The following is a 12,307-nucleotide window of genomic DNA, read 5'->3' on the forward strand; positions in this document are numbered from 1 at the left end:
ATTTCGTGGGACGCGCTTGAAGAGGAACCAGGCCCGCGCGCGGGTTTGCTGAAACCAAAGCAAGATGCGAGGTCAAATGCGATGCAGTCTGTCCCGAGGATTCCGGTATCCATCATCATTCCGAACTACAATTACGCGCCTTTCCTCAAACGCAGCATCGATAGCGCCCTCGAGCAGGACTACGCGGATGTCGAAGTCATCGTCGTCGATGATGCCTCGCAGGACAATTCCACGACAATCATGGGATCATATGGGGAAAGGATCCTCGCGTGCCCGCGCGCGCAAAATGGCGGGCATGCGGCGGCGTTCAACACCGGGTTCGCGGCAAGCTCGGGCAAGATCGTCCTGTTCCTCGACGCCGACGACTATCTTTATCCAACCGCCGTCTCGACGATCGTCGACACCTGGGATGCGGCAACGGCCCAGGTGCAGTCCAGGCTGCATATCGTCGATGAACGACAAAGCATCAAGGACGTCTTTCCGCCGCCCGAACTGCCCTTCGACAGCGGTGACGTCATGCCGAAACTCCTGCACAAGGGCCGCTATCAGACGACTGTGACCAGCGGGCTGGCCTTTGATCGCACAACCCTCGAATCGATCATGCCTATACCGGAGGCGGAGTTCCGCCAGGGCGCCGATGGCTACCTTGTAACGCTGGCGCCCATGTACGGACACGTCCAGTCCATCGACGAATGCGTCGGCGCCTACCGGATCCACGGCGCCAACCATTCGGTGTTCGGTGAAAAGCTCGCCGAACGGGCACGCTGGCGGGTAACCCACGATTTCCGCCGCATGCAGGCGCTGTCGGACCAGGCTTCCGGGATCGGCTTGACGATTGTGCCGTCGGAGGCTGTCCGCCACGATCCGGTCCATCTGGAAGAGCGGCTGGCGTCGCTGTGCGCGGACAGGCGCCGGCACCCCGTGGCCAATGATTCCCGGCTGGCGCTTGGGGCGGCGGGCGCCGTCGCCAGCCTCGAAATGACCGCGTCCCTGCGCCGGCGCGCCGTCCTTGCCGCCTGGTTCCTGTCGGTCGGGGTGTTGCCGCGGAAAATGGCGACGGCGGTGCTGTCGTGGAAGCTCGACGCATCGTCTAGACCGGCATTCCTGAGCCGTCTGTCCAAGTCGATCCGCCACGCCATGGGGTAGAAGACCGTCGCCCGAAGCGGAGCGCATATCCGCTCGACAGTTGGCGGGACAGCGCCCCCTCTGGCCTGCCGGCAATCTCGCCCACTTGGGGGGAGATCGGCAGCTTCGGCGACGGCTCCTTTCTTCGGCGGTAGTGATTGGCGAAAGCGGAGATGTACGGCCAATCTCCCCCCAAGTGGGGGAGATGCCAAATGGTGGCAAAGAGGGCAGGACAGAGGGGGGCGCGAAGGATTGCCAACCTTTGACTTGATCGGTTTTTCCAAGCTTCGGTCGCCTCACTGCCCCCCGCGCAGCCTGACCACGGCACTGCGCGCCGCCAGCACCAGCACCGTGATGATGATCAGGATCACCGAGAGGGCGGCGATCGCCGGGTCGATGTTGTCGCGCAGGCCCATCCACATCAGCCTGGGCAGCGTGATGGCGTTGACCGAGGTGATGAACAGGGTGACGCCGATCTCTTCCCAGGACAGCACGAAGGACAGCAGGGCGGCAGTGACGATGCCGAATTTGATGTTGGGCATGATGATGCGGGTGGCCCGCTCCCACACGGTGGCGCCGAGACCGCGCGCGGCAAGGTCGATGCGCCGGTCGAGCTGGCTGAGCGACACCAGGATCAGCACCGTTGCGAAGGGCACCGTCATCACCGCATGCGCCATGGCGACACCGAGCCAGGTGTCGTAGCCGAAGAACGAAGAGACGCCGGAGATCGAGGTCAGCAGGAAGTAGAGCGTGATCGCCGAGACCACCGGCGGCACCACCATCGGTAGCAGCACGAAGCCGACCAGCGCGGCGGTGAAGCGCGGCTGGAACATCCACACACCGAGGCTGAAGCACAGCGCCAGCACGGTGGAAAAGGCGCTGCTGACGACGCCGATCCTGATCGAGAGCAGGATCGAATTGATCCAGCGCGGATCCTCGATCAGCGCCCGGTAGTGGCGCAGCGACAATGCGCCGGACGGCATCGCCAGCATGCGGGTGGGCGTCAGCGACACCGGAATGACGGCAAGCAGCGGCAACAACAGGAACAGCGCCACCAGGGCGGCGAGGATCAGCGAGACGGGGCCGGGGCGGTAGGTCGGCATCAGATCAGCTGCCTAGGCCTGACATAACGGAACACCAGCGCCATCAGTGCGCCGACGAACAGCACCAGTACGACGCTGATCGCCGCCCCCAGGCCCCAGTCCGGGCTCTGGAAGATGCGCAGATAGATCAGCTCGGCGATCATCACGCTGCGGCCGCCGCCGAGGATCGCCGGCGTCACGAAGAAGCCGAGCGAAAACACGAAGACGATGAGCGCCGAGCCGATGATGCCGGAGCGGGTCATCGGCACGAACACCGACCAGAAGGTGCGCATGCGGCTGGAGCCGAGCCCGCGCGCCGCCAGCAGCACGCGGTCGTCGAGGCTGCGCATCGAAGACGCCAGCGGAAACACGGCGAAGGGAATGAGGAAATGCGTCATGCCGACGATGACGCCGAATTCGTTGCGCACCAGCGTCAGCGGTTCCGAGATGAAGCCGATCGCTTGCAGCCAGGTGTTGAACAGGCCGCGATTGGAAAGCAGCGCCACCCAGCCGAAGGCGCGCGTCAGCACCGAGATCCAGAACGGCACCAGGATGCAGAATTCGGCGATCACCCGCTGCGCCGGCGTGCCGCGCACCCACACCACGGTGATGGCGTAGGCGGCGGCAACCGAAACAATCGTGACGATCGCAGCGATGCGCAGCGTGCGGACAAACACCGACTGCACCAGCGGGTCGCTAAGCAGCGTGCCATATTGCCCGAGCCCCGGCTCGGGCAGGGTGAAGCTCCAATTGACGACGCCGAAGAATGGCCAGGCGTAGGCGGCGCCAAGGAACAGCAGCAGCGGCGCCATCAACAGCGCCGCGCCCATCCTGTCGGAGAGATATGCTTTCATCTCGGCTCCGGTTATCCCGGTCTATCAGGCGGAGATGATCTTCGTGTATTCGTCGAGTGCGGCCCCGTAATTCTTGGCGTACCACTCCATGTCGAGCGGGATCTGCTTCTTCATGTTTTCGGGGTCGACCGGGTTGATGCGCTTCTTGTCGGCGGGGATCAGCGCGTCGGTGGCCGGATTGGCCGGACCCTGGCCGAGCTTGTCGAACATGATCAGCTGTTTTTCCGGATCCTGGGCGCTGGCGATGAACTTCATCGCCGCGTCCTTGCCGCCGGGATTGCCCTTGAGCACGGCGAGCGCGCCGGGCGAGATCAGGCCCTGGTCCCAGATGAACTTGATCTTGCCGCCGGAATCCTGCTCGATCAGCGAGGCTCGCGTCGACCAGACGATAGCCATCGAAGCCTCGCCGTCGAGCAGCACGCTCTGGCTTTCGGCGCCGCCGCCCCAATAGGCCACGACGTTTTCCTTGAAGGCGGCGATCTTGTCGTGCGCGCGCTTGAGGTCGAGCGGGTAGAGCGATGCCGGCGCGATGCCGTCGGCGAGCAGTGCCGCTTCCCAACTCGACACGCCCCATTTGTAGAGCGAGCGCTTGCCGGGGAATTTGGTCACGTCGAAGAAATCCGCCATGCCGGTCGGTGCCTGGCTGCCGAATTTCTCGGAATCGTAGGCGATGACATAGGAGAAGAAATAGGTCGAGGCCGCGTGTTCCCAGCCGAAGCCCTCGCGCATCTTCTTCTTGTCGACGATCGAATAGTCGATCGGCTCGAGCATGCCTTGCGCACCAAGCGTGATCGCCGAGAACGGATCGACGTCGACCAGGTCCCAGGTCGGGGCGCCGCTCTTGAACTGCGCAGCAATCGCGCCCTCGGTCGGGCCGGAGCCGTCCATCTTGACGGTGATGCCGGTCTCCTTGGTGAACGCCTGGCCATAGGCCGCGTCATAGGCGGTGATGGCGTCGCCGCCCCAGTTGACCAGCACCAGTTCCTTGGCTTGCGCGAAGGCGCCGGTCGAGCGCAGCAGCATCGGCGTGCCGGCCAGCACGAGCGCAGCCAGCTGCGTGAACTGCCGGCGCGAGATCTCGCCGCGCACCGCCCTGGCGGACAGTGTCTCGATGGCGTGTTTCCTGGTTTCGCTCATCTCTGAATTGTTTGTCATGTCAGTTCCCCTTTTTGTCGTTGATATTTCCCGAAAGCCAGCCTGGCGAATTTCAGCTTCGCCACGCCGATCGTCATTGTCCTCCGTCCGGAAGGAGGAAACCTTTCTCCGCAGGCCATGTCAGCCATACGGAATTGCCCTTGCTGAGTGCCGAAGCGGCGACCTCGTTCGGCACCGAGACCGTCACCTTGGCACCTTGGCGCGTCGTGAGATCGAGCCGCGTCGCAGCGCCGAGATAGGTCGAGGCGACCGCAGTCGCGGCGATGCCGTTCTCGCCGGCTGTCGCTTCGGGGGCGATCGACATGTATTCGGGCCGGATCGCCAGGATGGCGTTGCTGCCTACGGCGCTTGGATTGCCGCGCAGGGTGATGGTGCGGTCTTCGCACAGGCCGGTGGCGCCGTTGTCGGCGTTGCGAACGCTCTTCAGCGGCAGCATGTTGATCTCGCCGAGGAACTCGGCGACGAAGCGGTTGGCCGGCCGGTCGTAGACCTCGTCAGGCGCCCCGACCTGCAGCAACTTGCCGTGGTTGAAGATGGCGACGCGCGACGACAGCGCCAGCGCCTCGCTCTGGTCATGGGTGACGAAGACGAAGGTGGTGCCGGTTTCCTGGTGCAGCCGCTTCATCTCGGCCTGCATCTGGCCGCGCAGGCCCTTATCGAGCGCGGAGAACGGCTCGTCGAGCAAAAGCACACCCGGCTCGAAAACCAGGGCGCGGGCCAGCGCCACGCGCTGCTGCTGGCCGCCGGACAATTGCGACGGCAGTTTCTTCTCGTGGCCCTTCAGCCCGACGCGCTCGACCATCTCACTGACGCGACGCTTGATCTCGGCCGCCGACTTCTTGCGCACCTTGAGCGGGAAGGCGATGTTGGCCTCGACGCTCATATGCGGGAACAGGGCATAGCCTTGGAACACCATGCCGGCGGCACGCTGCTCGGCCGGCCGCTCGGTGATATCGACGCCGTCGCTGTAAAGGCGGCCGTCGGTCGGCTGCACGAAACCGGCAAGGATCATCAGGAAGGTGGTCTTACCCGAACCCGACGGCCCGAGCAGGGTCAGGAACTCACCGCGGCCGATATCGAGCGTCAGATCGTCCAGCGCACGGAACGAGCCGAAGCTCTTGCCGATCCCGATTGCCTTGATCTCTGCGGCACGGCCGGGTTGCTGCATCCTGCCTTGTCCTCAATGCTGATCGAAATCGTAGGCAGGGCGGCGGCTCACCGCAACCGAATAGTTTTCGCCTGACCGGCAAATTTGATTCATCTATGGCGCCAATCTCCCCCCTCGAAGGGGGAGATGGCCGCAAAGCGGCCAGAGGGGGTCGGTCCGACTGGGCTCGGCCTGCTGCTGCAGATGGAGGCGGGGCTTCACGCGCGGCGACCCCCTCTGTCGCCTTCGGCGACATCCCCCTCGAGAGGGAGATTAGCTAATCTCCGACAGTTTCGACCTCAGCCACCTCCCGAACGCCTCCAGCACCGGATGCGCCGCCTTGGCATGCTCGGAAACGAGAAAATACGAGCGTGGCGAACTGATTGCGATGTCGAAGGGGCGCACCAGCCGGCCTTCGCTCAGCGCCCGGCGGCTGGTCAGTTCGTCGCCCATGGCGATGCCCTGGCCGGCGATGGCGGCCGAAAAGACCAGGTTCATGTCGGAAAAGAAGATGCCGCCCTCGGTGTCGGGATTCTCGACCTTCGACAGCGCCAGCCAGCGCGCCCAGTCCTCGGTGTCGCCGAGATGCAGGAGATTGGCGCGCAGCACGTCGGCCGGCCTGGAAAACCCGCCGATCTTGTTGAGCAGCGTCGGGCTGCACAGCGGCGTGAACGAGATCTCGCACAACAGCTCGACCGCCCGGTTCGGCCAGTTGCCGACGCCGAAGGCGATGAAGGCGTCGGCCTCGGCATTGCTGACGTCGTCCAGCCGCCGCGGCGTCAGGATGCGCAGCGCGACATCGGGGTACATCTGCCGGAATTCGCCGATGTGCGTGCACAGGAACAGCGAGGCGAAGCCCGGCGTGCAACTGACGCTGAACGAGCCGCCGACGCCGGTGCCGGCATGGCGCGTTACCGCATCGCCGAGCACCGTCAGCGCCTTGCGCACGTCACTGGCGTAACGCTGGCCGCGCGGCGTCAGCGCCACGCCCTTGCCGATGCGCTCGAGCAGGTCGAAGCCGAGATCGCGTTCGAGCAGCCGCAATTGGTGGCTGACCGCGCTGCGGGTCAGATGCAGTTCGTCGGCGGCGCGCCAGACGCTGCCGTGGCGGGCGAAACTGTCGAGGGCGCGCAGCGCCTGCGTCGAGGGAATCCTCAAGAGGTGAACCGAATTTGCATGAGCCGGGAAAACATATCACTTTTTGGCGAGGCGCTTCACTGCTTTCTTTGACCGATGGAGGATCCGGTGACGAACTCGGCTCAAGCGACCGCGCTTGCCTGTCTGGACGACATCCAGCCGTCGCTGTCGGCATGGACGCGGACGATCTTCGATTTCGGCGAGACCGCCTGGCGCGAATACCAGTCGGCCGCCTGGTATGTCGAGCGTCTGAAGCACGAGGGCTTTTCGGTCGAGGAAGGCTCCGGCGGGATGCCGACCGCCTTTTGCGCCCACTGGACCAACGGCGCCGGGCCGACCATCGGCATGTATGCCGAGTATGACGCGGTGCCGGGCAATTGCCAGGATGCGGCGACCGTGAAGCGACCGCGTCCGGGCCTTGGCGAACAGGCCGGAGGCCACACCGATCCGCATTCCGGGCTCGGCATTGCCAGCCTGGGCGGGCTTTTGGCGACCAAGGCGGCGATGCAGCGGCACGGCATATCGGGCATGCTGCGCTTCACCGGCGAGCCGGCAGAGAAAGTGCGAGGATCGAAGCCGATCCACGCGGCAAAGGGCTACTACGATGGCCTCGCCGGCATGATTTCCTTCCATCCCTTTTACATGCTGCCGCTCTGCAACACCGCGCGCTGGGATACGCATTGCGGTGCGGCCTATGCGATGATCTACCGCTTTGTGTGCGACGAACCCGAAAATTGGGTTCGCGCAAGCGATGGCGCGCCAATCCCGCAGGCGCATTCGGCGATCAGGGCTCCCGGCGCCAATGACGCGCTCATGATGATGTACATGGCGTCCAAGGCGCTGCGCGATTCCATGCTGCCGCATCAGGGCGGCTGGTCGATCAGCGAGGCGATCCTGACGGCAGGACAGGCGACCGCCGACAATCTGCCGGCGGGTCTGGCCGAGATCCAGTACATGATCCGCGTGCCGACCTTGGCGATGGCTGAGCAGGTGACCGCCGTGCTCGACCGCAATGCGGAAGCCGCCGCTAAGATGAGCGGCTGCCGCCATGAGCGGCACTGGGTATCGAAGTCGCGGCCGGGGCTAGCCAATCACGCAATGTCAGGCATCGTCTATGACGCGCTGTCGACCGTCGGGCCACCGCGCTGGGACGAGGCGGCCAAGGCGATCGCCCGCGAAATCCAGGTCAATGCCGGCGGCGCGGCGACCGACGAGCCGTTCATCGCCGAGTTGGAGCAGCTGATTGCGCCTGAGGAGGCGGAGGCGTTGCTGCGCCGCGACCTGCCGCCGTCGCAGCTGAATTCGACCTCCGACGATTACACCGACATGTCGTGGCAGACGCCGACGGCGCGGTTCTATGTCGCCCGACCGGCGCTGCGTTGCGAGAGTGGCCACGCCTACCCGTCCTGGGCGATGAATGCGCTGGGCGGCATTTCCGCCACCATCGATCCGATGGTTGCCTGCGCGTCGAAGACGATTGCGTTGGCAGCCCTTCGCCTGCTGGAAGACAAGGCGGCCCGCGACGCGGCGATGGACGAATTCGTCGCCCGCACCGGCGGCGGCATTGGTGGCAGCAATTGGCTGGCGCCGCTCTGCGACTACGAACCGCCGATCCATTTCCGCTGGCCGGAATATGTCACCACCCCGCGCGGACGGGAATGGTGGATACCAAGCAATCAAGCCGCGTGATCACTCGAAGCCAGGAGAAATCCCATGACCGTCCATGACCGCATCGTAGCAGAACCGTTTTCATTGCAGCGCCGCAACCCGGCCGGCGGCACCAAGCCATTGACCGCCTGGGGCTTTGCCAACGAGACCGACGTCCTGACCGACGTGCTGCTCGGTTCGCCGAATTTCCTGCGGCATCTCTCGACCAGCTCGCTATCGCGCAAGCATTTGCGCGAGGCGCCGTGCAACGTCCAGATTGCGCAGGCGCAGCACAAGGACCTGGTCGCCGCTTACGAGCATTTCGGCGTCAACATCCACTGGCACGAGCCGACGCCGGAGCTGCCGATGCAGGTCTATTCGCGCGATTCCAGCGTCATGACGCCGTATGGCGCCATCATCACCGCGATGTCCCAATGGTGGCGGCGCGGCGAGAACTATGCGGCGATCCGCACCTATGAGAAGCTCGGCATTCCGATCTACGACATGGTCACGGCGGGCACTTTCGAGGGCGGCGACTTCAACGTCATCGAGGACGGCGTGGTGCTGATCGGCTGCGGCGGCGCACGCACCCAGGAGGAGGGCGCTCGCCAGGTCCAGGCCTGGTTCGACAAGGAGGGCTGGGAAACCCGCATCGCCTTCATAGACGAATATTATGTCCATATCGATCTGATGGTGGTGCCGATCGCCGAGAAACTGACCGCCGTCTGCCTCGCCTGCACCGAGCCGGGCATCGTCGACTGGCTGAAGGGCAAGGGCCACGAGATCATCGACGTGCCCTTCCAGGACACGATGGCGCTCGGCTGCAACTTCATGTCGCTGGGCAAGGACCGGGTGATCGCGCCGACATCCAGCCAGACGCTGATCGGCCAGCTCAAGGCGCGCGGCTTCGAAGTGGCGGCGGTCGACATGAGCGAGGTCTCGAAGACCGGCGGCGGCATCCACTGCATGGCGCAGGCGCTGAAGCGTGTGCCGGCCTGAGGGACCGCCCTTTAGCCCGGCCGCTTCCGCGAAAGCGCCATTGTCAGCAACGTCGATCCCGCCTGGCTCGCGGCACGCCTACAGCACGATGAGCTTTCCCTTGCGCAGACGCTTGGCGCAACGATAGGCGAGATCGGCGGCGACCATGTCTTCCATGGCAATGCCCATCGCCTTGTAGGTGGTGATCTGTTGATCCGAAACACGGCCCGGCGCGCGGTCGAGCAGCATGGCGCCAAGCTCAGTGCCGAAATCCGGGTCGAAGCCGGCAAGCTCGCAAGAACCGACCGGGGTCGGTTCGAACGCATCCCTGGTCTCGACAAAAAGACTGGATTTGCCGATGAGCTCGATCGGCAGTTCACCGCCGGGTGGTGCCACCCCGACCGACGAGACGTGCGTGCCCGGCCGAACCCAGTCTGCCTCGATCACCGGCTCGTAGGAATGCGTCGCCAGGCACACCACGTCGGAACTGCGCACTGCCGCCTCGAGGTCGGCGACCGCCACCACCGACGGATGCAGCCGGGCAAGCGCTGCCGCATCGTCGAAGCTCTTCGAAGCGACCCGGATTTCGGCAAAGTCGCGCACCAGCGGCAACAGATGCAGGTGCTGGTTGGCCTGCACGCCGGCGCCGACCACTGTCGCTATCCTCGCGTCCCGGCGCGCGAGCGCGCGCACCGACAGCACGGCGGAGCCGGAGGTTCGCACCGCGGTTATGAAGGTGCCGTCCATGATGCAGACCGGCAGGCCGGACAGCGGATCGAACAGGCTGATGGTGGCGAGGTGGCTGGGCAGGTTCTTGGCCAAATTGCCTTCGAAGACGTTGACGACCTTGACGGTCAGGTTCATGCCCTCCATCCAGGCCGGCATGGCGAGGCTGTAGCCGGCCCCTGGGATGTTGAGCTGTGGTCGGGGTGGATTGACGACCTTGCCTTGTGACAGCGCCTTGAAGCCGTCTTCCAGAACATCGAGAAGCTGGCTGAGATCGATGCACGCCATCACGTCGACTTCGCTCAGCACCAGGATCTCGGTCGCTCCCTTGCTGATTTCCGCCGCACTCCTGCCGGCTGGGCTGAACGCTTCCTTGGTCATCTTGCACTCCTTTTGTTTGTCGAAATCGGCTCACCACGTTTGCTTTGAGTGGGTGAGGGAAGCGCAGGCTATTGCGAGGTTTTATGTGATGAAATACGTTGATTTTGATATCTCTGCGTGAAATCAGCACACAAATCCCTGAGATAGAGTGGATTGTGAAAATGGACGACCTCGACCAGATAGACCGCAGCCTGCTCCGGCTGCTGCAGGAGGATGGGCGCCGGACGACGCTTGATCTTGCCGGGCGTGTCGGCTGTCGCCGACCGGAGCCAGCCAGCGGGTGAAGCGCCTGTTCCGCGACGGGTTCATCACCGCGGTCAGGGCGGTGCTCGATCCGCGCAAGGGCGGCCGGGGAACGCTGGTGTTCATCGAGGTCCGGCTTGACCACACGGCGCGGCATGTCTTTGACCGTTTCGCCGAAGCCGTGGCGAAGGCTCCGGAGGTTCTGGAGTGCCATATGGTGGTTGGCGGTTTCGATTATCTGGTGAAGGCGCGGATCGCCGATATGGCGGTGTTCAAGGATTTCCTGCAGCGGGTCATCCTGCCACTGCCCGGCGTGCGCGAAACGCACACCCTCGCCTCCATCGCCGATGTCGAGCCGAACGCCCTCTTGCCGGTGTGATCAGTGGAGGAGGGGAACGCTGTTCAGGACGACCTGCACGCATCTTCGCCATCCTGTCGCTCCCTGGCGCGCCTTCCGGTGCAGAGATGCCGGAGACCGGCTCTAGCCTTGCGCGGTCAGCAGGTTCGCATCGCGGGCCAGCCGCCACGCACCATCAGCCTCCTTGCGCAGGAGCGTCAGCGTATATCCCGATTGACGCACCGGCTTCCCGTTCGGCGGCGTTGCGGTCATATCGATACGACCGCGCATGAAGGCCCAGTTGCCAAGAAGCTGTAGTTCAACGATCTCGTTCGTGCCGTCGACATGAACGCCGGCCATCTCCTGCGCGGCTGCCGCGAAGATCTCCTTGTCGAAGGGCTCCCGGCCGGGAACCATGAAGATCGCGTCGTCCGTCATCAAGCCGAGGACGGTCGCGGTGTCTCCACGCTTGCTCGCATCCATCCACGTCTCGACCAGCTTTCGGATTGCTCTTTCGTCGTCCGTCATCCGTTGTCTCCCTGGCTTCTCGCCGTCATCGATACCGCACGGCGCTCCTCCATCGCCGCAACATAGGGCTCAGATCGCTCTCGTCATCGATTGCAGGGTTTTATCGACGTCACGCTGGGTGGGATGGTCCGTGAAACGGCAGGTCCGCGCGCTCTACGCCTATCTCCAACCGCCCGAGGCGGTGATGCGCTCGCCGCTCAGCCAGGATGCGTCGTCGGAGGCGAGGAACACCGCGATGCGGGCGATGTCGTCGGGCTGGCCGAAGCGGCCGAGCGGGGTCATGGCGATGACCTGCTTCTCGAACTCGCTGCCGACGATGCCGATCCGCTGCAGGCCCTCGGTGTCGACGCCGCCAGGCGCGATGGCGTTGACGCGGATGTTGCGGGCGCCGAGCTCTCTCGACATGGAGAGCGTGATCGAATCCACTGCGCCCTTGGTGGCGGCGTAGACCAGCGAGTTCGGCTGCGGGTTGAGGCTGGCGACCGAGCTGATGTTGATGACGCTGCCGCCTCCGGCGCCGAAATGGTTCACCGCTTCCCGGATGGTCAGGATGGTGCCCAGCACATTGGTGTCGAACTCACGGTGGAATTCGGCCTCGGTCACCGCTTCCAGCGGCTCGAATGCGAAGACGCCGGCATTGTTGACCAGGATGTCCACCGCGCCGAACGACGATTTGGCGGCCTCGAACAGGCGGCGCACGTCGGCCACTTGCGACACGTCGCCATGGACGGCAACGGCTCGGCCGCCTGCGTCCTTGATCTCGGCAACGACGCGGTCCGCACCTTCCCTCGACGAGGCATAGTTGACGACCACGGCGGCACCGGCCGCCGCAAGACCCTTGGCGATGCCGGCGCCGATACCCTTGGAGGCGCCGGTGACGATGGCGACCTTGCCGTTCAGCTTGCTCATCAATCTCTCCTTTGTCGATGATGAGCGGTATTTAATGGTGATCGGATAGCGTATTTAG

The 12,307-nt window shown here is 64.4% G+C and carries 11 protein-coding genes and 1 pseudogene; 4 read left to right on the plus strand and 8 right to left on the minus strand.

Features of this window, described 5'->3' with window-relative positions; all coding sequences use genetic code 11:
* Positions 1-81 precede the first annotated feature (81 nt).
* Positions 82-1,146: a glycosyltransferase family 2 protein gene (locus tag AC0L2K_RS16445; protein WP_473531834.1), complete on the plus strand. Its 1,065-nt coding sequence runs from the start codon at positions 82-84 to the stop codon at positions 1,144-1,146.
* Between the two features lie 275 nt (positions 1,147-1,421).
* On the opposite strand, the gene AC0L2K_RS16450 is transcribed toward AC0L2K_RS16445, so the two are convergent.
* The 5 genes from AC0L2K_RS16450 to AC0L2K_RS16470 all read right to left on the minus strand — a co-directional run bounded on the left by AC0L2K_RS16450 (position 1,422) and on the right by AC0L2K_RS16470 (position 6,521).
* Positions 1,422-2,228 (minus strand): ABC transporter permease, encoded by an 807-nt coding sequence (locus AC0L2K_RS16450; protein ID WP_473524785.1) that lies wholly within the window; start codon positions 2,226-2,228, stop codon positions 1,422-1,424.
* On the minus strand, positions 2,228-3,061 hold the full coding sequence (locus AC0L2K_RS16455; protein ID WP_287285560.1) for an ABC transporter permease: 834 nt from the start codon (positions 3,059-3,061) through the stop codon (positions 2,228-2,230). Before AC0L2K_RS16455 ends, AC0L2K_RS16450 begins: the two co-directional genes overlap by 1 nt.
* Before the next feature lie 24 nt (positions 3,062-3,085).
* Positions 3,086-4,198 (minus strand): ABC transporter substrate-binding protein, encoded by a 1,113-nt coding sequence (locus tag AC0L2K_RS16460; protein WP_077383444.1) that lies wholly within the window; start codon positions 4,196-4,198, stop codon positions 3,086-3,088.
* 91 nt (positions 4,199-4,289) lie between these two features.
* The gene (locus tag AC0L2K_RS16465) at positions 4,290-5,384 is read right to left on the minus strand and encodes an ABC transporter ATP-binding protein (RefSeq protein WP_473524784.1); all 1,095 of its coding nucleotides are present in this window, start codon (positions 5,382-5,384) and stop codon (positions 4,290-4,292) included.
* Positions 5,385-5,636: 252 nt separating this feature from the next.
* Positions 5,637-6,521: a LysR substrate-binding domain-containing protein gene (locus AC0L2K_RS16470; RefSeq protein ID WP_128173076.1), complete on the minus strand. Its 885-nt coding sequence runs from the start codon at positions 6,519-6,521 to the stop codon at positions 5,637-5,639.
* 75 nt (positions 6,522-6,596) lie between these two features.
* On the opposite strand from AC0L2K_RS16470, the gene AC0L2K_RS16475 reads away from it, so the two are divergent.
* Together AC0L2K_RS16475 and AC0L2K_RS16480 are read left to right on the plus strand one after the other, a co-directional pair.
* Positions 6,597-8,189: a zinc-binding metallopeptidase family protein gene (locus AC0L2K_RS16475; RefSeq protein WP_473524782.1), complete on the plus strand. Its 1,593-nt coding sequence runs from the start codon at positions 6,597-6,599 to the stop codon at positions 8,187-8,189.
* A gap of 24 nt (positions 8,190-8,213) precedes the next feature.
* On the plus strand, positions 8,214-9,146 hold the full coding sequence (locus AC0L2K_RS16480) for a dimethylarginine dimethylaminohydrolase family protein (protein WP_128246919.1): 933 nt from the start codon (positions 8,214-8,216) through the stop codon (positions 9,144-9,146).
* A gap of 78 nt (positions 9,147-9,224) precedes the next feature.
* On the opposite strand, the gene AC0L2K_RS16485 is transcribed toward AC0L2K_RS16480, so the two are convergent.
* Positions 9,225-10,232: an ornithine cyclodeaminase family protein gene (locus AC0L2K_RS16485; protein ID WP_473524781.1), complete on the minus strand. Its 1,008-nt coding sequence runs from the start codon at positions 10,230-10,232 to the stop codon at positions 9,225-9,227.
* 161 nt (positions 10,233-10,393) lie between these two features.
* On the opposite strand from AC0L2K_RS16485, the pseudogene AC0L2K_RS16490 reads away from it, so the two are divergent.
* Positions 10,394-10,854, plus strand: a pseudogene (locus AC0L2K_RS16490) (Lrp/AsnC family transcriptional regulator).
* A 102-nt stretch (positions 10,855-10,956) separates the two neighbouring features.
* Here the strand turns inward: AC0L2K_RS16490 and AC0L2K_RS16495 are convergent.
* Positions 10,957-11,295 carry a YybH family protein gene (locus tag AC0L2K_RS16495; RefSeq protein WP_473531835.1) on the minus strand — a complete coding sequence of 113 codons (339 nt, stop codon included), beginning with the start codon at positions 11,293-11,295 and terminating at the stop codon, positions 10,957-10,959.
* Between the two features lie 204 nt (positions 11,296-11,499).
* On the minus strand, positions 11,500-12,249 hold the full coding sequence (locus tag AC0L2K_RS16500; protein ID WP_473524780.1) for an SDR family NAD(P)-dependent oxidoreductase: 750 nt from the start codon (positions 12,247-12,249) through the stop codon (positions 11,500-11,502).
* Between the last annotated feature and the right edge of the window lie 58 nt (positions 12,250-12,307).

The organism is Mesorhizobium sp. WSM4817 (assembly GCF_055811135.1).

What these genes read in the sequence shown, in the direction of transcription:
- AC0L2K_RS16445 (WP_473531834.1), top strand. Translation starts at nt 82, where the DNA reads ATGCAGTCTGTCCCGAGGATTCCGGTATCCATCATCATTCCGAACTAC.
- AC0L2K_RS16450 (WP_473524785.1), bottom strand. Translation starts at nt 2,228, where the DNA reads ATGCCGACCTACCGCCCCGGCCCCGTCTCGCTGATCCTCGCCGCCCTG.
- AC0L2K_RS16455 (WP_287285560.1), bottom strand. Translation starts at nt 3,061, where the DNA reads ATGAAAGCATATCTCTCCGACAGGATGGGCGCGGCGCTGTTGATGGCG.
- AC0L2K_RS16460 (WP_077383444.1), bottom strand. Translation starts at nt 4,198, where the DNA reads ATGAGCGAAACCAGGAAACACGCCATCGAGACACTGTCCGCCAGGGCG.
- AC0L2K_RS16465 (WP_473524784.1), bottom strand. Translation starts at nt 5,384, where the DNA reads ATGCAGCAACCCGGCCGTGCCGCAGAGATCAAGGCAATCGGGATCGGC.
- AC0L2K_RS16475 (WP_473524782.1), top strand. Translation starts at nt 6,597, where the DNA reads ATGGAGGATCCGGTGACGAACTCGGCTCAAGCGACCGCGCTTGCCTGT.
- AC0L2K_RS16480 (WP_128246919.1), top strand. Translation starts at nt 8,214, where the DNA reads ATGACCGTCCATGACCGCATCGTAGCAGAACCGTTTTCATTGCAGCGC.
- AC0L2K_RS16485 (WP_473524781.1), bottom strand. Translation starts at nt 10,232, where the DNA reads ATGACCAAGGAAGCGTTCAGCCCAGCCGGCAGGAGTGCGGCGGAAATC.
- AC0L2K_RS16495 (WP_473531835.1), bottom strand. Translation starts at nt 11,295, where the DNA reads ATGGATGCGAGCAAGCGTGGAGACACCGCGACCGTCCTCGGCTTGATG.
- AC0L2K_RS16500 (WP_473524780.1), bottom strand. Translation starts at nt 12,249, where the DNA reads ATGAGCAAGCTGAACGGCAAGGTCGCCATCGTCACCGGCGCCTCCAAG.